The sequence below is a fragment of the Streptosporangium sp. NPDC000095 genome, from assembly GCF_042899335.1.
In the GTDB taxonomy this organism is placed as follows: Bacteria; Actinomycetota; Actinomycetes; order Streptosporangiales; family Streptosporangiaceae; genus Streptosporangium.
This window is the reverse complement of record NZ_JBIAZS010000014.1, coordinates 172834-190319: the sequence shown is the minus strand read 5'-3', so window position 1 is coordinate 190319 and position 17486 is coordinate 172834. Positions and strand designations below refer to the sequence as shown.

At 68.1% G+C, this 17486-nt stretch carries 20 protein-coding genes; 11 read left to right on the top strand and 9 right to left on the bottom strand.

Features of this window, described 5'->3' with window-relative positions:
- Nucleotides 1-23 precede the first annotated feature (23 nt).
- Both ACFY3V_RS28660 and ACFY3V_RS28655 read left to right on the top strand, forming a co-directional pair.
- A complete protein-coding gene (locus ACFY3V_RS28660) occupies nucleotides 24-524 on the top strand; it encodes a SigE family RNA polymerase sigma factor (protein WP_389777842.1) in 501 nt (166 codons plus the stop codon).
- Nucleotides 521-1750, top strand: a complete 1230-nt coding sequence (locus ACFY3V_RS28655) for a hypothetical protein (protein ID WP_389777840.1) — start codon at nucleotides 521-523, stop codon at nucleotides 1748-1750. Before ACFY3V_RS28660 ends, ACFY3V_RS28655 begins: the two co-directional genes overlap by 4 nt.
- A 151-nt stretch (nucleotides 1751-1901) precedes the next feature.
- Here the strand turns inward: ACFY3V_RS28655 and ACFY3V_RS28650 are convergent, their stop codons facing one another.
- Nucleotides 1902-2525: a TetR/AcrR family transcriptional regulator gene (locus ACFY3V_RS28650; protein ID WP_389777838.1), complete on the bottom strand. Its 624-nt coding sequence runs from the start codon at nucleotides 2523-2525 to the stop codon at nucleotides 1902-1904.
- Between the two features lie 104 nt (nucleotides 2526-2629).
- Here ACFY3V_RS28650 and ACFY3V_RS28645 point away from each other — a divergent pair, with 104 nt between their 5' ends.
- Both ACFY3V_RS28645 and ACFY3V_RS28640 read left to right on the top strand, forming a co-directional pair.
- A complete protein-coding gene (locus ACFY3V_RS28645) occupies nucleotides 2630-3847 on the top strand; it encodes a cytochrome P450 (RefSeq protein ID WP_362897875.1) in 1218 nt (405 codons plus the stop codon).
- 8 nt (nucleotides 3848-3855) lie between these two features.
- Complete coding sequence (locus ACFY3V_RS28640; RefSeq protein ID WP_362897877.1) at nucleotides 3856-4059, top strand: ferredoxin; 204 nt, start codon at nucleotides 3856-3858, stop codon at nucleotides 4057-4059.
- Nucleotides 4060-4173: 114 nt separating this feature from the next.
- On the opposite strand, the gene ACFY3V_RS28635 is transcribed toward ACFY3V_RS28640, so the two are convergent.
- Entirely contained in the window at nucleotides 4174-5112 is a 939-nt protein-coding gene (locus ACFY3V_RS28635; RefSeq protein WP_389777835.1) for an SDR family oxidoreductase, read from the bottom strand.
- Between the two features lie 197 nt (nucleotides 5113-5309).
- Between ACFY3V_RS28635 and ACFY3V_RS28630 the strand changes: the two genes are divergently transcribed.
- Nucleotides 5310-5876 (top strand): TetR family transcriptional regulator, encoded by a 567-nt coding sequence (locus ACFY3V_RS28630; RefSeq protein WP_389777833.1) that lies wholly within the window; start codon nucleotides 5310-5312, stop codon nucleotides 5874-5876.
- Between the two features lie 63 nt (nucleotides 5877-5939).
- Here ACFY3V_RS28630 and ACFY3V_RS28625 read toward each other — a convergent pair whose 3' ends face one another.
- Nucleotides 5940-8318: an ATP-binding cassette domain-containing protein gene (locus tag ACFY3V_RS28625; protein WP_389777831.1), complete on the bottom strand. Its 2379-nt coding sequence runs from the start codon at nucleotides 8316-8318 to the stop codon at nucleotides 5940-5942.
- Nucleotides 8319-8379: 61 nt separating this feature from the next.
- Nucleotides 8380-8790: a VOC family protein gene (locus ACFY3V_RS28620; RefSeq protein WP_389777829.1), complete on the bottom strand. Its 411-nt coding sequence runs from the start codon at nucleotides 8788-8790 to the stop codon at nucleotides 8380-8382.
- A 211-nt stretch (nucleotides 8791-9001) separates the two neighbouring features.
- On the opposite strand from ACFY3V_RS28620, the gene ACFY3V_RS28615 reads away from it, so the two are divergent.
- Entirely contained in the window at nucleotides 9002-9901 is a 900-nt protein-coding gene (locus tag ACFY3V_RS28615) for a TIGR03619 family F420-dependent LLM class oxidoreductase (protein ID WP_389777827.1), read from the top strand.
- A gap of 129 nt (nucleotides 9902-10030) precedes the next feature.
- On the opposite strand, the gene ACFY3V_RS28610 is transcribed toward ACFY3V_RS28615, so the two are convergent.
- Nucleotides 10031-10402, bottom strand: coding sequence for a hypothetical protein (locus tag ACFY3V_RS28610; RefSeq protein WP_389777825.1), 372 nt, complete (start codon nucleotides 10400-10402; stop codon nucleotides 10031-10033).
- Between the two features lie 44 nt (nucleotides 10403-10446).
- Nucleotides 10447-10674 (bottom strand): hypothetical protein, encoded by a 228-nt coding sequence (locus ACFY3V_RS28605; RefSeq protein ID WP_389777823.1) that lies wholly within the window; start codon nucleotides 10672-10674, stop codon nucleotides 10447-10449.
- Nucleotides 10675-10853: 179 nt separating this feature from the next.
- Between ACFY3V_RS28605 and ACFY3V_RS28600 the strand changes: the two genes are divergently transcribed.
- Together ACFY3V_RS28600 and ACFY3V_RS28595 are read left to right on the top strand one after the other, a co-directional pair.
- Complete coding sequence (locus ACFY3V_RS28600) at nucleotides 10854-12173, top strand: helix-turn-helix domain-containing protein (RefSeq protein WP_389777821.1); 1320 nt, start codon at nucleotides 10854-10856, stop codon at nucleotides 12171-12173.
- 116 nt (nucleotides 12174-12289) lie between these two features.
- Entirely contained in the window at nucleotides 12290-12490 is a 201-nt protein-coding gene (locus ACFY3V_RS28595; RefSeq protein ID WP_389777819.1) for a DUF397 domain-containing protein, read from the top strand.
- Nucleotides 12491-12718: 228 nt separating this feature from the next.
- On the opposite strand, the gene ACFY3V_RS28590 is transcribed toward ACFY3V_RS28595, so the two are convergent.
- Nucleotides 12719-13321, bottom strand: coding sequence for a TetR/AcrR family transcriptional regulator (locus tag ACFY3V_RS28590; RefSeq protein WP_389777817.1), 603 nt, complete (start codon nucleotides 13319-13321; stop codon nucleotides 12719-12721).
- Between the two features lie 118 nt (nucleotides 13322-13439).
- On the opposite strand from ACFY3V_RS28590, the gene ACFY3V_RS28585 reads away from it, so the two are divergent.
- The 3 genes from ACFY3V_RS28585 (at nucleotide 13440) to ACFY3V_RS28575 (ending at nucleotide 15363) form a co-directional block, all read left to right on the top strand.
- Nucleotides 13440-14459 (top strand): aldo/keto reductase, encoded by a 1020-nt coding sequence (locus tag ACFY3V_RS28585; protein ID WP_389777815.1) that lies wholly within the window; start codon nucleotides 13440-13442, stop codon nucleotides 14457-14459.
- Nucleotides 14460-14669: 210 nt separating this feature from the next.
- Nucleotides 14670-14939 (top strand): hypothetical protein, encoded by a 270-nt coding sequence (locus ACFY3V_RS28580; RefSeq protein ID WP_389777813.1) that lies wholly within the window; start codon nucleotides 14670-14672, stop codon nucleotides 14937-14939.
- Complete coding sequence (locus ACFY3V_RS28575; RefSeq protein ID WP_389777811.1) at nucleotides 14932-15363, top strand: hypothetical protein; 432 nt, start codon at nucleotides 14932-14934, stop codon at nucleotides 15361-15363. Before ACFY3V_RS28580 ends, ACFY3V_RS28575 begins: the two co-directional genes overlap by 8 nt.
- Nucleotides 15364-15433: 70 nt before the next feature.
- Here ACFY3V_RS28575 and ACFY3V_RS28570 read toward each other — a convergent pair whose 3' ends face one another.
- A complete protein-coding gene (locus tag ACFY3V_RS28570) occupies nucleotides 15434-16036 on the bottom strand; it encodes a response regulator transcription factor (RefSeq protein ID WP_362897893.1) in 603 nt (200 codons plus the stop codon).
- A gap of 63 nt (nucleotides 16037-16099) precedes the next feature.
- Entirely contained in the window at nucleotides 16100-17236 is a 1137-nt protein-coding gene (locus tag ACFY3V_RS28565; protein WP_389777809.1) for a sensor histidine kinase, read from the bottom strand.
- Between the last annotated feature and the right edge of the window lie 250 nt (nucleotides 17237-17486).

Genomic DNA, 17486 nt, shown 5'->3' with positions numbered 1-17486 from the left:
TAACGACGCAGAAAGGACGACAGTTGGCCGACGAACCCGGCTTTGACGACTTCGTGGTCGAACGAGGCGAGGCGCTGCTCCGCTACGCGTACGTCCTGACCGGCAACCCCCACGACGCCGCCGACCTCACGCAGGAGGCGCTGACCCGATTACGCGCCGCCTGGCCGAGGGTGCGGCGCAAGACCGACGCGCTCGGTTACGCCCGGACGACGATGGCTCGGCTGCACATCAGCATCTGGCGCCGGCGCAGGCGCGAGCATCTCACCGGGGAGCCGCCCGAGCAGACCTGGGAGGTGGTCTTCCCGTCCGACGAGGACCGGGGGCTCTGGAAAGAACTGGCCGCGCTGCCCCGCAGACAGCGCGCCGTGCTGGTGCTCCGCTACTACGAACAGCTGACCGACGCCGAGATCGCCGAGGTGCTCCGCATCTCCCAGGGGACCGTGCGCAGCCAGGTCTCCCGGGGTCTGGACAAGCTGCGATCCGCCATCTCCACCTCACCGAAGGTCTACGGGGGCAAGCGATGACCGAGATCGAAGACAAGCTGAGCCGCGTCCTGTCCGCAGCGGCGGAGCAGGTGCCCGAGCAGGCGCGGGTCAGGCTGTCGGCGGCGGTCAAGGAACGCCGTCGGCCTCGGCGGGCGCCCGCCGCGCTACTCGCGGCGGTGGCCGTGGTCGTGGTGGCCGGTGGAGCGGGTACGGCGGTACGAACCCTGGGCGCGTCGGCCGTACCCCAGCCCGCGACGAACGCCACGGATGCTCAGAAATCCACGCCACCGCCGATCCCGGGATGGGATGACGACCTGCCACCGCACATCGAGCGGGTATGGCCGCAGGCCCTGCACAAGATCCCGGCCAGGCTGCCCGATGGCCGTGTCTACCATCCGCAGTTGCTTCTCGACGATCGGACGCTGCTCGTCATAACGAGAGTGGGCGCCGAGAAAAGGCGGCTCCTGTGGAGCTACGACCTGGTGAGCGGCAAGCTCCGGCGGATCGCCGAGTTCCCGAGCCGGAATTCGACGCTCATCGCCGAAAACGTCACCGTGAACGGCGGAAACATCGCCTGGTGGGCGTCGTACAAGGAGCCGGGCAAGCAGCGGGTCGCGCGGATCTGGACGGTGCCCGTCGGCGGCGGCACTCCCCGTAAGGTGACCGACGTCCCGCTGGAGGACGTCATGAAGAAGGGCCACATCCGGGCATTGGAAGTGGTGGGCTCGGACGTGGTCTTCTCCCGCGAGAGCGGCGGGGTGTACACGGCACCGCTACGCGGCGGCACTCCGCACCTGGTGCCGGGCACCGAAGGACAGCACCTCCTGCGGTGGCCCTGGGTCGGCTCCCACAGCAAACAGGCCGTCTTCGCCAAGCTGTTCAATATCAAGACGCGGGAGCGGCGCGACGCCGTCGTCAGGCCCGGCGAGAAGTTCGTCAGGTGCGGCGTCAACCGATGCTATGGCCACAGCTCGTCCGGCGGGCCCGGCCCGCGCGTCTTCGCCCGCGACCGCGACGGCTCCCGGGAGCAGACGCTGCCCTCCGTGATCGAGGTAGGTGACGATCCTGGCCTGGAGCGGTTCTACAAGGGGACGCTCATGAAAGGCGTCGTCCTCCACGACGCGCTTACCGGCACCTCCGCCGACCTGGGCGTACGGCAGGACAAACAGGGGGTGATGACCATACCCGACGGCGGCTTCGACCGGCTGATGGCCTATCAGGTCGGCAAGGAGATGTACGTCGTGGACCTGGCTGCCATCGAATAGCGAAGATGCCGGGACTCATGCCCACCCCGGCACCTTCGGGGAACACTCCTCACCGCGAGAACAGCCGACCTCTCCCCCTGAAGGAACCCGGGGAAGACCGGCCGGTCCGAGGTGTACGGGTCATCGTCGGGGGCCGAAGGCGGAGGCGTGGTCAGAGCGGCGGCGTGGAGGCGGTGCGGAGGGCGGAGATGACGAGTTGGGTCGCCTCGCGGCCGGCCTTCAGCATCTCCTCCGCCGAGGCGCCGTTGCTCAAGCTGACGACGGCGGCGAGCTTGCCCCCGCCGATCACCGCGCCGACGACCGCCGACGCCTCGATGAGGCTCAGCTCCTCCGGAAATGCCTGGTGCAGGGCCTCGGCGAGCTCCCGCTGGCTCTCGAAGAGGAGCAGCAGGCCGCGTGCCCGCAGTGAGGGGACGGTCATGACGAGGTGGTTGATCGGGCCTATCTCGCCCTGGAGCTGCTCGTCGAGGGTGATCGCGGAGAAGCCGGACTCGACGGCGCGGGCGAGGAGGTCGATCGCCCGGTCTCCAGGACGGGGCTCCGCGATCACCCGTAGCACGCGCTCGATGCCGTCGCGCGAGTTGCAGAAGATCACGTCCTCCTTGCTCGCGAAGTAGCTGAAGAAGGTGCGCGTCGAGACGTCGGCGGCCGCGGCGATCTCCGAGACGGTGGTCTGCTCGTAGCCCTTGTCCATGAAGAGCTTCAGCGCGGCGGCGATGAGCGCGTGCCGGGTGCGCAGTTTCTTGCGTTCGCGCAAGCCCAGAACCTCACACATGCGGGCAGTTTAGTACATCAGACCATACTTTGCATCTATTGAAACTTTGCATTTGATGTAGTTTTCTGGATGGGACGAAGCACGTCACCGCAAAGGAGCGTGAGATGGCACAGTCCCAACCGGAAGCCCAGGCCCACCAGGAAGCCGTCACCTTCCCCTTCGGACGTCCCAGCCCCTTCGAACCGCCCGAGCGACTCACCTCGCTGCGTGAGGAGGGACCCATCACCCCGATGGTCTACCCGGACGGTGCGACGGGCTGGCTCGTGACCGGCTACTCCGCCGTACGGTCGATCCTGGCCGACCCCCGCTTCAGCTCCCGGCGCGAGTTGCTGCACATCCCCGTGCCCTTCCCGCTGATGCAGGAGATGCGCCGGCCGGCCGACCCCGGCATGTTCATCCGGATGGACCCACCCGACCACACCCGCTACCGCAAGCCGCTTACCGCGCAGTTCACGGTACGGCGGATGAAGCAGCTGGAGCCGAGGATCCGCGAGATCACCGAGGAGCGGCTCGACGCGATGGAGAAGGCCGGGCCTCCCCAGGACCTGGTGAAGGAGTTCGCGCTGCCCATCCCCTCCCTGGTGATCTGTGAACTGCTCGGCGTCCCGTACGCCGACCGCGACGAGTTCCAGCGGTCCACCGCGGTGTTGCTGAACCTGGAGTCCTCCGTCGAGGACATCCGCGCGACGATCGCCGGCTTCAGCGCGTTCTTCGCCCGGCTCATCGAGGCCAAGCGGGCCGACCCCGCCGACGACCTGCTCAGCGGGCTGATCGAGGGCGGCGAGCTGACCGACGAGGAACTGGGCAACGTCGGGTTCCTGCTGCTCGTCGCCGGACACGAGACGACGGCGAACATGCTCGGCCTGGGCACGTTCGCCCTGCTCCAGCACCCCGACCAGCTCGCAGCGCTGCGCGCCGACCCCTCGCTGATCGACAACACGGTCGAGGAATTGCTGCGCCATCTCACGATCATCCACGTCGGCCCGCTCCGCGCGGCCCTGGAGGACGTCGAGGTCGAGGGGCGGCTCATCAAGGCGGGAGACCCGGTGACCCTCTCGCTCATGGCCGCCAACCGCGACCCCGCCCGCTTCGCCGACCCCGAGCACCTGGACATCACCAACCCCGCGGCCGGGCACCTCACGTTCGGCCACGGACTGCACCAGTGTCTCGGCCAGCAGCTCGCCCGCGTGGAGATGCGCACCGCGTTCCCGATGCTGTTCGACCGCTTCCCCGGCCTGCGCCTCGCCGTACCGGCGGAGGAGGTCCCCATGCGCGAGAAGATGTCCATCTACGGTGTACGGGAGCTGCCGGTCAGATGGTAGGAGGCGAGATGAAGGTCACCACGGACGTGGCGCGGTGCATCGGAGCGGGCATGTGCGTGCTCACCGCGCCCGAGGTCTTCGACCAGAGCGAGGACGAGGGCACCGTCGTGCTCCTCGACGAGACGCCCCCGCCCGAGTTGCACGCCGCCGTCCGCCGGGCCGTGCAGCTCTGCCCCTCTGGCGCGATCTCGGTGAGCGATCCGGAGGGCTGAGGTAAACGGACCGGTCGGCCCTGAACAGGAGGACTGAGGCCGGCGGGCCCGTCGACTCTGAACGGGAGGGTCGAGATTACACGGGCCTGCCGGTCCTGACCGGGAGGGCCGAGGCTACGCGGGCCCGCCGGTCCTGAAGTAGTGGCCCTTCTCCAGGTCCTCGATCAGGCCCGGCTGGGTCGGCTGCCATCCCAGCAGTTCGCGGGTGAGTTCGCCGGAGGCGGGGTTGTCGGTGGCGAGGAACCATGACAGCCAGCCGAAGTGTCCGGCCGCGTCGTCGACGGGGACGGAGCGGGTCGGCAGGTCGAGGTGGCGGCCGATGACCTCGGCGATCGAGCGGATCGGCACGCCCTCTTCGGCGACCGCGTGCAGGACCGATCCGGGCGGCGCCCCCTCCAGGGCGAGCCGGAACAGGTGCGCGGCGTCGAGGCGGTGCGTGGCCGGCCAGCGTTGGGAGCCGTCGCCGACGTAGCCGGAGAAGCCCTTGTCGAGGGCGACGCCGACCAGGGCCGTCATGAACCCGTTGTCGCCCTCGCCGTGCACGGTCGGCGGAAGTCGCACGACGGACGAGCGGATGTTCCGGTCGGCGAGGGCGAGGGTGACGTGCGCGGTGCTCAGCCGGGTCCGCGGGCCGCTCTCCAGGCCCGCGGGCAACGCCTCGGGGGTGAGCACGTCCTCTTCCGTGGCCATATGGCCCGGGCTGAGCCCGAGCACCCCGGAGGCGAGCAGGAACGGCCGGGCGGACCCGGCGAGCACCTCACCGAACGTCTCGACGACGCGGCGGTCCGCGTCGGCGGCGCCCTGGAAGTCTCCCGTGAAGGCGCTCTCGTGCTTGAACGCGAGGTGGATCACCCCGTCCGAGGCGGCGGCCGCGTCGCGCAGGACGTCGAGATCGTCGAGCGTGCCGCGGACCACCTCGACCCCGGCCCCGGTGAGGGCGGCGGCCGAGGCGTCGGAACGGGCGAGCCCGACGACCCGGTGACCCGCGTCGATGAGTTCGGGAACGAGTGCGGAGCCGATCCATCCGGATGCTCCGGTGACGAAAACGCGCATGAGTCATGCCTCCAGCCCGGGTCGGTCGCCCTCGCGCGGCAAAGACGCGTCGGACGGCCGACTAATGTCAGTCACTGCCATCACACCGTAGCAACCGATGTCAGCCGCTGTCATCACCCGACGGCACACAATGTCAGCGACTGTCGTCACGCGACGCCGACCGATGTCAGCCACTGCCATCGGGTACACTGCCCGACATGGGAAGATGGGAGCCGAACGCACGATCTCGGCTCGAACAGGCGGCGCTGGACCTCTACCTTGAGCGCGGCTTCGAACGCACCTCGGTCGCGGAGATCGCCCAGCGGGCGGGGCTGACCGAGCGGACGTTCTTCCGCCACTACGCGGACAAGCGCGAAGTGCTGTTCTCGTGTCCGAGCCTGCTGCAGCAGCTTTTCACGGACGCGGTCACCCAGGCCCCCGAGTCCGCCGCCCCGATAGAAGCCGTGGCGGCGGCCATCGAGGCCACCGCGGCCGTGCTCCAGGAACGCCGGGAGTACACCCTCCGGCGCCAGACCATCATCGCCGCCAGCGCCGAGCTGCAGGAACGCGAGCTGATCAAACTCGCCTCGCTGTCGGCCACCCTCGCCGACGCGCTGCGGCAACGCGGAGTCGAGGACGCCTGCGCGAACCTCGCCGCCGAGGCGGGCATCGCCGTCTTCAAGATCGCGACCCGCCTCTGGGTCGAGCAGTCAGGCCAGGGGGACCTCTCCCAGTTCGTCAAGGAGTCGTTCGAAGGACTCAGAGCGGTGACCGCGGGCACCTGACCCGAGCGCCCCGAATTCCCGGCGCTCGACGTTCCCCTTGATCAGGTGCCCGCGTTCTCCCGGTCAGGTGCCGACGTAGGCCGCGAGGTGTTCGCCGGTGAGGGTGGGGCGGGCGGCGACGAGGTCGGCGGGGGTGCCCTCGAAGACGATCCGGCCGCCGTCGTGGCCTGCACCCGGACCGAGGTCGATGATCCAGTCGGCGTGCGCCATCACCGCCTGGTGGTGCTCGATGACGATGACCGACTTGCCGGAGTCGACGAGCCGGTCCAGCAGGCCGAGCAGCTGCTCGACGTCGGCGAGGTGCAGGCCGGTGGTCGGCTCGTCGAGGACGTAGACACCGCCCTTCTCGGCCATGTGGGTGGCGAGCTTGAGCCGCTGCCGCTCGCCGCCGGACAGCGTGGTGAGCGGCTGACCGAGGCTGAGGTAGCCGAGCCCGACGTCGGCGAGCCTGCCGAGAATGGCGTGCGCGGCCGGGGTGCGCGCCTCGCCCGCGCCGAAGAACTCCTCGGCCTCGACCACCGACATCGCGAGCACCTCGCTGATGTCGCGACCGCCGAAGCGGTACTCCAGCACCGACGCCTGGAACCGCTTCCCCTCGCACTCCTCGCAGACGGTGGCGACGCCCGCCATCATCGCCAGGTCGGTGTAGATGACGCCCGCGCCGTTGCACTCGGGGCAGGCGCCCTCGGAGTTCGCGCTGAACAGCGCCGGCTTCACGCCGTTCGCCTTCGCGAACGCCTTGCGGATCGGTTCGAGCAGGCCGGTGTACGTCGCCGGGTTGCTGCGCCGCGAGCCGCGGATCGCGCTCTGGTCGACCGAGACCACCCCCGCGCCCCGGGGGATCGACCCGTGGATGAGCGAGCTCTTGCCGGACCCCGCGACGCCGGTGACGACGACGAGCACCCCGAGCGGGATGTCGACGTCGACGTTCTGGAGGTTGTGGCGGTCGGCGCCGCGGATCTCCAGCGTGCCCTTGGGCGTCCGCACCGTCTCCTTGAGCGTGGACCGGTCGTCGAAGTGACGGCCGGTGATCGTGCCACCGGAACGCAGCCCCTCGACGGTGCCCTCGAAGCAGACGGTGCCTCCCTCCGTACCGGCTCCGGGGCCGAGGTCGACGACGTGGTCGGCGATCACGATCGTCTCCGGCTTGTGCTCCACGACGAGCACCGTGTTGCCCTTGTCCCGCAGCCGCAGCAGCAGGTTGTTCATCCGCTGGATGTCGTGGGGGTGCAGGCCGATGGTCGGCTCGTCGAAGACGTAGGTGACGTCGGTGAGCGAGGAGCCGAGGTGCCGGATCATCTTCACGCGCTGCGCCTCGCCACCCGACAGCGTGCCCGCGGGCCGGTCGAGCGAGAGGTAACCCAGCCCGATCTCCACGAACGAGTCGAGGGTGTGCGCCAGCGTGCCGAGCAGCGGAGCCACCGAGGGCTCGTCCAGGCCGCGTACCCATCCGGCCAGGTCGCTGATCTGCATCGCGCACGCGTCGGCGATGCTGACCCCGCCGATGCGCGAGGACCTCGCCGCCTCGCTGAGCCGGGTGCCGTCGCACTCAGGGCAGGTGGTGAAGGTGACCGCCCGGTCCACGAACGCCCGGATGTGCGGCTGCATCCCCTCCCGGTCCTTCGACAGGAACGACTTCTGGATCTTCGGGATCAGTCCCTCGTAGGTGAGGTTGACGCCGTCGACCTTCACCTTGACCGGCTCCCCGTAGAGGAAGTCGTGCAGCTCCTTCTTGGTGTAGTCGCGGATCGGCTTGTCCGGGTCGACGAACCCCGACTCGGCGTAGACCCGCACGGTCCAGAAGCTGTCCGACTTCCAGCCGGGGATGGTGAACGCCCCCTCGGCGAGCGACTTGGAGTCGTCGTAGAGCTGGGTGAGGTCGATGTCGGAGACCGCGCCCCGGCCCTCGCAGCGCACGCACATGCCGCCGATACGGGTGAAGGTCGCCTTCTCGGTCTTACGGGCACCGCGCTCGACCGTGATCGCACCGCTCGCCCGGACCGTGGCGATGTTGAAGGAGAACGCCTGCGGCGAGCCGATCTGCGGCTGCCCAAGCCGGCTGAAGAGGATGCGCAGCATCGCGTTCGCGTCGGTGGCGGTGCCGACCGTGGAGCGGGGGTCGGCGCCCAGCCGCTGCTGGTCCACGATGATCGCGGTCGTCAGCCCTTCGAGGACGTCGACCTCGGGCCGCGCCTGCGTCGGCATGAAGCCCTGCACGAAGGCGCTGTAGGTCTCGTTGATCATCCGCTGCGACTCGGCGGCGATCGTACCGAAGACCAGAGAGCTCTTGCCCGAGCCGGAGACACCGGTGAACACCGTGAGCCGTCTCTTCGGGATCTCGACGCTCACGTCCTTGAGGTTGTTCACCCGCGCGCCGAGCACGCGGATCAGATCGTGGCTGTCGGCGGCGTGCGGCTCGGACGACCTCTCGGTCATGCTCATCGGCTCTCCAACTGTCTGCGGGGGCGGCTGTGCGAGTTCTTGGCTGCGATCCCCGGGGGGATCAGCGCAGCTCCTGGATACGGATCAGGTTGCCCGCGGGATCGCGGACGGCGCAGTCTCGAACGCCGTACGGCTGCTCGGTCGGCTCCTGACTGATCTCGGCGCCACCGGCACGCAACCGTTCGAAAATACTATCGAGATCGTCGGTGGAGAGGACAATACCGGCGTAGGTGCCCTTCGCCATCATTTCCACGACGGTACGGCGCTCGTCGTCGGTGACTCCGGGGTCGGCGACCGGCGGCTGCAGCACGATGGAGGTGCTCGGCTGGCCTGGAGGACCGACCGTGATCCAGCGCATCCCGGCGTATCCGGCGTCGTTGCGGACCTCGAAGCCGAGGATGTCGCGGTAGAAGGCGAGGGAGGCGTCCGGGTCGTCATGCGGGAGGAAGCTCGCGTGAATGGTGATGTCCATGACGTTCACGCTAGGTGCGGCTCGGGGGTGGTCGCTTCTCCGATCCTGACCGGTCGGGTCACCCGTTTCACCAGGCAGGACGGCCCTCTGCCGCCGCCCGGCCGAATCCGTACGGAGATTTCGACCTCTCTCCCGGGGAGACCGCAAAAATCTCATGCCCGCTCCGACTACTCATCGAAAGGACACACCTCAACGATCATCGGAGAACGAGATGGACCATCCCCGTATCGGCGTCAGCCTGCCGCACTTCGGGCCGTACGCGGGCCCGGACGCCGTCGTCGCCGTGGCGCGGGCGACGGAGCGGCTCGGGTTCCACGCCGTGTCCGTCAGCGAACGGCTGCTCATGCCCGCCGCACCGGACTGGACCAACGACGCCGGCCTGCCCGAGTCCCATGTCTGGGACTCGCTGGAGATCCTGACCTGGGCCGCCGCCCACACGGAGCGGATCCGGGTGAGCACCGGAATCGTCAACTCGATCTTCCAGTCGCCCGTCATCCTCGCCCGCAGGCTGGCCACCCTCGACCGGCTGTCCGGTGGTCGCCTCGACGCCGGTATCGGCCAGGGGGGCGGCACGATGGAACCGCCGTACTACATTCCCGAGGAGTTCGTCGCGGCGGGAGTGCCGGCCTCGCGCAGGGGCGCCGGGTTCGTCGAGCACGTCGCCGCGATGCGGGCCTGCTGGGGGCCGGATCCCGTCACGCATCACGGCCGCCACTACCAGATCCCGTCGTCCCTGGTCGGGCCGAAACCGTTCGGGGACACCATCCCCCTGTTCATCGGCGCGCTCACCCGGCACACCATCGAACGGGCGGCGCGCGTCGGTGACGGCTTCATCGTCGTGGCCCTGGACTGGGAGGAGACCCGGACCAAGATCCAGTGGTACCGGGAGGCGGGCGGCACCGGCACGGTCGTGGTGAACACGATCCAGGCCTACCCCGACGCCCCGATCACCCCCGCCACGTTCACGGACGCCATGCTGAACGACCTCGAACGCGCCGCGAAAGCCGACGCGGACGAGATGCACCTCACCCTCAACCTCAAGCCCGTCTCCCCGGACGATCAGATCGAACTGCTGGAGGCCCTCGCCGGCAAACTCGGCCTGCCCGCGTGACGAGGGTCCGGTGAACGCCTCGTCCCGCGTCCACCGGACCGTCCTTTAGGGAGCGCCGGTCGGGGCCGGACCGCCCCCGGAGCGGTGCCCTCGCCACCCCTGACAAGGGCACCGCCACGGCGGCCGGGGTCATGAGTCCCAGTCGCCTCCGGCCCCGCGAGCGATCCCGGAAGGTTCGCACCACCGCTCACGCTCGCGGGAGTCGTCGGCACGACGATCACGAGACCGCCGCCGCGCCCGTCCGGGAGACGTACCGGAGCCTTCCACCTCGGGCCGGACAGCCAGAGCCATCACGATCCCGTACATCTGGGCTTCGAGATCGTCGGCGGTGGCCCCCTGGAGGATCACCGGGCCGGGCACCGGCCAGGCCGCAATCGCGTAGAACAACCGCGAGTGCGTGCCGTAGAAAACGGTCCAGTCCTTCCACTCGCGATCCAGCCGCTCCGCCTCACCGCGGGCACGGTGATCCCACGTACGACGGGGAACAAGGGCGGGAGCCATCCCGTCGCGGTGCCGCCCTCCGCCGGACGCGGGCCTGCGCCGGATCACGAGACCGCCTGCCCGCTCACCTGCCGAGCGGCACCTTCCTGCCGCTCGACCTCCTCCCGCAACTCGTCGAGAGTGTCGGCGTCGACCGTACGCGCCGCCCCGGCATCGAACTCCGCATCGGTGAACGGAACGACACGAGACGCCCACAACCGCCCCTTGTCACTGAGAATGACCCGCCAACCGGAAATCACCGGCTCGCGGGGCGTTGATTTATCATCGTCCATGGATCGGACCTCCATCCGATCAAGGGGCCCGTTCCGGCGTGTAGTGCCGTGGCGGGCTCCGCCATTCCACGGGGATCTTCGCCGTGTCCATGTAATAGTGGAATTGGCCAACGAGATATCCAAGAGATTTACTGGGGGAAGAGGCACACCCCCCAAACTCCCCAATCCCGGAGTGCGAAATGCCACGTACGTCCCAGCCGGTTAATCCCGCTGATTCACCTTGGCACCTGCTTGGTAGCACTATTCGCCATTGGCGGGAAAATGCCCGTTTTTCGCAGCGCGATCTCGCCGCGATGATCCACGTGGACCACACGATGATCTCCGCCTGGGAGCGTGCCGCCTCACGCCTGGACACCACCAACGTCCGGGCAATCGACACGGCATTAGCGGCGAATGGGCAGATCTCAGAGCTTCATACCCTCGTCGTGGAAGTTGACCGATTCCGGGTAAGTAAGGTGGAAACAGGCACCTCACTATGTAATGAGGATGATGTGGAGCGCCGTACTCTCCTCCAGCTTTTAGCGATGATGGGTGCCGGTGCCGGCATCCCCGCTTCCGCCGTAGGCGCTCTCCACGCGGGCCTGTGGCGGGTCACGGACGCGGCCGACAACAGCGTGAGCGACTGGGAGCAGATCGCGTGGGACTACGCACAAGGCGTGTGGACCGAATCACCGGCTTCCAGAATCGTCGACCTGGCAGGCGACATCCGTAGCCTTGAACAGGCTTTGACACGCGCTCCGACCCTGGCCGAGCACACCACCTTGCTGCGCGTCTACGCTCAGTTGGCGGCCTTCATGGCCCTCGACCTGGCTGAAACCTCCAGTCCTCGCGCATGCTGGCGTTCATGGCGTGCGGCCCGGTCGGCAGCCGACGCCTCCGGCGACCGTGAGTTGAGCGTGTGGATACGCGCGGAAGAGGCCACCCAGTCGTTCTACATGCATCGTCCTGGACCGGCTGCGGATGTCCTGATCGAGGAAGCCCTCCATCTCGCCAACGGCCATCCATGCCTCGGCTTGGCACAGACACTGAAAACGCGGAGCCGCATTCTCGCCGCAACCGGGCGGATGGCCCCTGCCCGTAAGGCCCTCGACGATTTCAAGGGTGTTTACGAGCGTCTTCCTTCCTCCGTGACCGATGAACCCATCTCCGTGTGGGGCCTGCCTCTGGAAAGCGCACAGTACGCCGAAGCTTTTGTGCTCTCCATGCTGGGAGACGGGAAGTCGGCGCTGCCGATACTTGAGCAGGCTCTCGCCTCATGCCCGCGAGAGAAGGCCGGAGGCAGGGCCAACATCGGCCTCATCCAGGCATGGGGACTCATCCAGGAGCGAGATGTGACCGAAGGGCTCGATCACGCTCTCAACATCGCGACCTCCCTTCCCACCACAACCGCCAGACGCAAAATCATGCGGGAGGTCGTAATCGCCCTCCCCGAACGCGCCCGAACCCTACCCGCCGCTCGCGAACTCCACGCCCTGACGACAGGCACCCGCCCAAGTTGACGCATTGGAGAACGTCGATGGAGAGATAGTGCATAGGGACCCAAACCTTGAGCAAGCCTTACCGAAATGACGTGGTCCTCAATCCGTGGCCTTCCCCTCCACAGCAAGGAGTCACCATGACCACCTTTGATCTGTTCGGTGCCGAATTCCGCAAGAGCAGCCACAGCGTTGGCGGAAATGACTGCGTAGAAGTGGCCACCAACCTGCCGAACCTCGTCGCCGTCCGTGACAGCAAGGATCCGTACGGCCCGATGCTCACCTTCACCTCGAAAAGTTGGAATGACTTCCTGACAGGCATCCGCGCCGACGCCTTCTGACCCAACGGAAGCCTCAACTACGGCTCAGCTCAGGCGAGAGCCACGCACGTTTTGCAGCAGACCCATCAGGTTTAATACAGCAAAGCCGCTCTGAACGATCAAAAGCACCAGACCGCATCTGCCGCTTAGAACTCCTGACAGAATGCGGCCGACCGTTGGGGCCGCACCCTTCTACATCACCCTCAAGCCGGACAAACGGCGACCAAGTTTCTTACAACCCCCGTCCGGTCAGTGCGACGAGTCGGAGGAAACACGCCGGTGTGGGGTGCGCAGCCCGTCGATGAGCAGCGCGACCATGCGCCGGCTGTGGTCGTGGCCTTCGCCGGGTACGGGCATGCACAGGTTGGCGACGGCGTACAGGAGGTCCCGGGCGCTGACGTCGTCGCGCACTGATCCGTCGGCCACGGCGGCATCGAGCAGTGCCGTGAGAACGGGACCGGCCTTGTCGATGAAGTAGCCGGAGAGGGTCTCGTAGGCCGGGTCGCCGGAGTGGAGGGCGGGGGCCAGTCCTCGTTTGGTCCCCAGGAGCTCGGCGTACCGGCGCAGCCACCGGGCGAGCGCTTCCGCGGGCTCGTGGGCGGCGCTGAGCTCGGGTCCTGCCGCGGCGACGGCGTCGATCCCGCTTTCCACGACCGCTTTGACCAGGTCCGAGCGCAGCGGGAAGTGCCGGTAGAGAGTTCCGACGCCGAGTCCGGCCAGGTCGGTGATCTCTTTCGCGGGTGCGTCGACACCGGTCGTGTCGAAGACCGTCTTCGCCGCCTCGATCAGGGCGTCGACGTTGCGCTGCGCGTCCGCGCGCATGCGGCGGGACGGCCCTGTCTTCTCGGTCATGAGATCCCTCCGGTTGCGTAACCGGAAAAGCTTTCCATATAGTTCCGGAAAGCTTTTCCGCTTAGATGGAGCGTAGAGCACCCTGCGGACGCTCCACCACACCCCGAGGAGAAACCCCATGCAGTACCGTCCCCTGGGCCGCACCGGCATCAAGGTCAGTCCCTACGCGCTGGGCACCCTCATGTACGCCACGCGCATGGGCAACGAGCCCGAGGAGTCAGCACGCATCATTCACAAGGCTCTGGACTCCGGCATCAACTTCATCGACACCGCCGACGCCTACGGCGACTCGGAGGAAGTGGTGGGCAGGGCCCTCAAGGGACGCCGTGACAGCGTCGTCCTCGCGACCAAGTTCGGCAATCCGATGGGCGAGGACCCCAACCAGCGGGGCACCTCCCGGCGCTGGATCACGACTGCCGTCGAGAACTCGCTGCGACGGCTGCGGACGGACCACATCGACGTCTACCAGATCCACCGCCTCGACCCCACGACCGATGTCGAGGAGACCCTCTCCGCGCTCACCGACCTGATCCGCAGCGGCAAGATCCGCGCGATCGGCTCCTCCACCACCCCGGCCTCCGACATCGTCGAGGCGCAGTGGGTCGCCGAGCGCCGGAACCTGGAGCGATTCCGGACCGAGCAGCCGCCCTACTCCCTGCTCAACCGCGGCATCGAGCGCGAGGTCCTGCCCGTCGCACAGAGCTACGGCATGGGCGTCATGGTCTGGGGTCCGCTCGGTCAGGGCATGCTCACCGGCCGCGTGCGCAAGAACGGGGAGAACGACCTGAGCCGCGCGGGCTTCTTCAGGCACCTCAACGACGAGCGCCGCATCGACGTCGTCGAACGACTCATCCCTGTCGCCGAGGAGGCGGGCATGCCCCTGACCCACCTCGCCATGGCATTCACCATCGCCCACCCGGGTGTCACCAGCGCCCTCGTCGGAGCCCGCACGATGGCCCACCTTGACGACCTCCTCGCCGGCATCGACGTCCGGCTCGGCGACGACGTCCTGGATCGGATCGACGAGATCGTCCCGCCCGGCACCGACGTCGGCGCCCTCGACCAGGACTACCTGCCGCCCGCCCTGCAGACCGCGGCCCTGCGCCGCCGCCCCATCGGCGAACGCACGGCAGCCTGATATCCCGGTCCGAATCCCGCGTACGCCGAGCAGCCTGCTCGACCAGGTTCGAGCTCACTCTCAGCTCCAGGCCCTGCCAGTGTTCCCGAGGCCGACGAGGCGGCTGCCCGCTCAGCCCTGGAAGCCCTCATCGCTCCTGCGAGGGGGCCATTGGGATACGACGCTGCTGTTTCCCCGCCAAGCTGGCACCGTCTAAGTATGATTCCGAGTATGAGCGGAGAGAAGAAGGCTCGGATCACGATCACCGTGGACCCTGATGTTGTCGATTACGCTGAGCACCTGGTCGCCAGTGGCAAGGCAACCAGCGTGGCCGCTGTCTTCAACGACGCCATCGCCGCCAAGCGCATGGCCGATCAGCAGGCGCTGACCCTGCTGCGGGAACGCGCCCGCAGAGCCGACCCGGACCGAGTAGCTCGCATGATGCGGCACGTGAACCGCCAGCTCGCCGAGCAGGGCTTCCCGGCGGCATCAAGTGAGTGACTTCACTCCCACACCGCACATCCTCGACTTCAGCATCCTCGCCGACGTGGCCCGTGGTGACGCCGACCTCATCGGCTTCCTGCAGGACTTCGACCGGGCAGGCCAATCCCTGGTCATCCCGTCGCTCGCAGCGGCTGGGGCACTGCTCGACAGCCAGGGCCTCCCGGAGGCACAGGCACTGCTCAACGGTCTGGCCGCGTTCGAACGTGTTACCGTCGCCTCGCTCGATGGCATCTATCAGGCCGCCAAACTCGCCGACATGATGTCCGCCACCAAGCTCAACCAGTGGGACGCGCACGTCGCCGCTATCGCTGACGTGGCGGTCTGCCCGATTCTCACGCTCGACGCCGCCAAGTGGGTGCAACCGTCCAGTGCCCTGGACAACCCGCTGCACATCATCGAGATCGCCGATCCTGACCAATAAAAACCGGCCCCCATCGCCCTGACGAAGGGCGCGAGCGGAGATCGGCGAGGCGGGGAGCCGCCTCGGGCGGTTACAGCCAGTCGTGTTCACGCGCGTATCTGGCCGCTTCGTGGCGGGTGCGGGTCTGGGTCTTCTGCATCGCGTTCGAGAGGTAGTTGCGGACCGTGCCCTCGGCCAGGCGGAGCCGGGTGGCGATGTCGGCGGCCGAGTAGCCTTCGCCGGTCGCTCGCAGGACGTCGAGCTCGCGGTCGGTGAGCGGGCAGTCGTCGATCACGGCGAGGGCGGAGACGTCCGGGTCGATCCATCGCCTGCCCTCGTGCAGGGTGGTGATGACCGAGACGATGTGTGCCGGTTCGGCGGACTTGCTGACGAAGCCCTGGACGCCGAGCCTGAGCGCCCTGCGCAGCACGCCGGGTCTGGCGTGGCGGGTGAGCATGAGGATCACCTGCTCTGGCCGGGTACGGCGGATCTCCGCGACGGCGCCGAGGCCGTCCACACCGGGCATCTCCAGGTCGATGACGAGCACGTCGGGCCGGTGTCGCAGGGTGGCCTGGACGGCCGTCTCCCCGTCCTCCGCTTCGGCGAGTACGGTGATGTCGCCTTCGAGGGGGAGCAAAGCGGCCAGCGCCTTGCGGAGGAGGGCCTCGTCGTCGGCGAGCACCACGGTGGTCATGTCGGTCGATTCTCCTTCCACAGATCGTCGATTTTCACAGGTCGTCGATTTTTCTTCCACAGGTCAGGGAGTGGCGTTCGAAGGGCCGTGGAGGAATGTCGCGGCCGTGAGGAAACGTCCGTCCTTCTGCTCCACCGTCAGCTCGCCTCCGTTGGTCGCCACCCGTTCTCTGAGTGTGGCGAGCCCTCGGAGCGGGGGAAGCGGGGCGTCCGGCACGCCGTCGTTCACGATGACGATGCCCGACTCCGAGAGGGTGACGCGCACCTGCCTGGCCTGCGCGTGCCGCAGGATGTTGGTCGTCGTCTCCCGCAGGACCAGGCCGAGCAGTTCGCCCGCGCGGGCGTCGACCTCGGCCTCGCGGTCGACGCGTACGTGGATGCCCGCGGCCTCGAAGAGGTTCTTCGCGTTCTCCAGCTCCGCGGAGAGGTTGAGCCGCCGCTGGGCGTAGGCGAGCTCCTTGGTCTGGTTGATGGTGTCGCTGACCAGGGCGTGAACCTCGCGTAGCTCCTGCTCGGCCCGTTCGGCGTCGCTGCGGACGAGCCGCTGTGCCAGCGCGATCTTGAGCTTCACCACGTGCAGGGTGTGGCCCTGGATGTCGTGCAGGTCGCTGGCGAACCGGACGCGTTCGCGGATGACGGCCAGCTCCGCTTCGCGCTCTCGTGCCTCCTCCAGTTCCTCGACGAGGCCGTAGAACCGCTTGTTGGGGAACATGAGGCCGATGACCGCGGCCGTGCCTCCCGTGGGAAAGACGACGTACTCGATCAGGGCGGAGGAGTCGACCTCCTGGGTGATCAGCAGCCTCGTCGCCCCCACCGCGGCGACGTAGGCGACCACTCCCACAGCCGCCGCGACCCGGTGGCGCGGTAGCTGGGGGATGACGTGGGAGGCCACGATCGAGATGCCGTAGAACGCCATGCCGCCGCCGACCACGAACACGGAGAAGGGCCACACGGCGGCGGTGACGATCAGGCCGGGGATCGCGACGCGCAGGACGTCGCCCGCCGCCCACCGTACGAAGACCACCAGGGCCGCCACCACGCCCGCGCTCAGGACGAGGACCTCCCCCCAGGTCCGGGCGTCCTTCACCACCGTCAGCACCCCGACGCCGATGAGCATCGGGAGGAACAGGGTGAGGTTGAGCCTGCGCAGCCGCCCCCGCGTGGCCTCGGTGGCCTGGGGCACCGCGTGTGTCGGGCTCATTGATCCTCACCTGGTCGCCGGGCGTCCGTCCGCGCGGTCGGGCCGCTGGGCCGCTGGTCGTACACATCGGCCGTGTCGTGTCCACAGCCGGCGGTATCGCGCGGTGGTCCCGCGCGGGTGGCTCTCCAGGGTCGAACAGCGGAGTCCGTCCCGGCATTCCTCTCGCTCCGGGGCACCACCGGTGACACCGTTTCATGGATTAAATGGATTGACCTGCGGAAACGTCACGCCAGTCCATCGCGTCCCGCCG

Coding starts and splice junctions, on each gene's coding strand:
- ACFY3V_RS28580 (WP_389777813.1), top strand. CDS start 14,670: ATGAGCGGAGAGAAGAAGGCTCGGATCACGATCACCGTGGACCCTGAT.
- ACFY3V_RS28630 (WP_389777833.1), top strand. CDS start 5,310: ATGGGAAGATGGGAGCCGAACGCACGATCTCGGCTCGAACAGGCGGCG.
- ACFY3V_RS28595 (WP_389777819.1), top strand. CDS start 12,290: ATGACCACCTTTGATCTGTTCGGTGCCGAATTCCGCAAGAGCAGCCAC.
- ACFY3V_RS28640 (WP_362897877.1), top strand. CDS start 3,856: ATGAAGGTCACCACGGACGTGGCGCGGTGCATCGGAGCGGGCATGTGC.
- ACFY3V_RS28655 (WP_389777840.1), top strand. CDS start 521: ATGACCGAGATCGAAGACAAGCTGAGCCGCGTCCTGTCCGCAGCGGCG.
- ACFY3V_RS28590 (WP_389777817.1), bottom strand. CDS start 13,321: ATGACCGAGAAGACAGGGCCGTCCCGCCGCATGCGCGCGGACGCGCAG.
- ACFY3V_RS28645 (WP_362897875.1), top strand. CDS start 2,630: ATGGCACAGTCCCAACCGGAAGCCCAGGCCCACCAGGAAGCCGTCACC.
- ACFY3V_RS28600 (WP_389777821.1), top strand. CDS start 10,854: ATGCCACGTACGTCCCAGCCGGTTAATCCCGCTGATTCACCTTGGCAC.
- ACFY3V_RS28620 (WP_389777829.1), bottom strand. CDS start 8,790: ATGGACATCACCATTCACGCGAGCTTCCTCCCGCATGACGACCCGGAC.
- ACFY3V_RS28610 (WP_389777825.1), bottom strand. CDS start 10,402: ATGGCTCCCGCCCTTGTTCCCCGTCGTACGTGGGATCACCGTGCCCGC.
- ACFY3V_RS28565 (WP_389777809.1), bottom strand. CDS start 17,236: ATGAGCCCGACACACGCGGTGCCCCAGGCCACCGAGGCCACGCGGGGG.
- ACFY3V_RS28650 (WP_389777838.1), bottom strand. CDS start 2,525: ATGTGTGAGGTTCTGGGCTTGCGCGAACGCAAGAAACTGCGCACCCGG.
- ACFY3V_RS28615 (WP_389777827.1), top strand. CDS start 9,002: ATGGACCATCCCCGTATCGGCGTCAGCCTGCCGCACTTCGGGCCGTAC.
- ACFY3V_RS28635 (WP_389777835.1), bottom strand. CDS start 5,112: ATGCGCGTTTTCGTCACCGGAGCATCCGGATGGATCGGCTCCGCACTC.
- ACFY3V_RS28570 (WP_362897893.1), bottom strand. CDS start 16,036: ATGACCACCGTGGTGCTCGCCGACGACGAGGCCCTCCTCCGCAAGGCG.
- ACFY3V_RS28585 (WP_389777815.1), top strand. CDS start 13,440: ATGCAGTACCGTCCCCTGGGCCGCACCGGCATCAAGGTCAGTCCCTAC.
- ACFY3V_RS28605 (WP_389777823.1), bottom strand. CDS start 10,674: ATGGACGATGATAAATCAACGCCCCGCGAGCCGGTGATTTCCGGTTGG.
- ACFY3V_RS28625 (WP_389777831.1), bottom strand. CDS start 8,318: ATGAGCATGACCGAGAGGTCGTCCGAGCCGCACGCCGCCGACAGCCAC.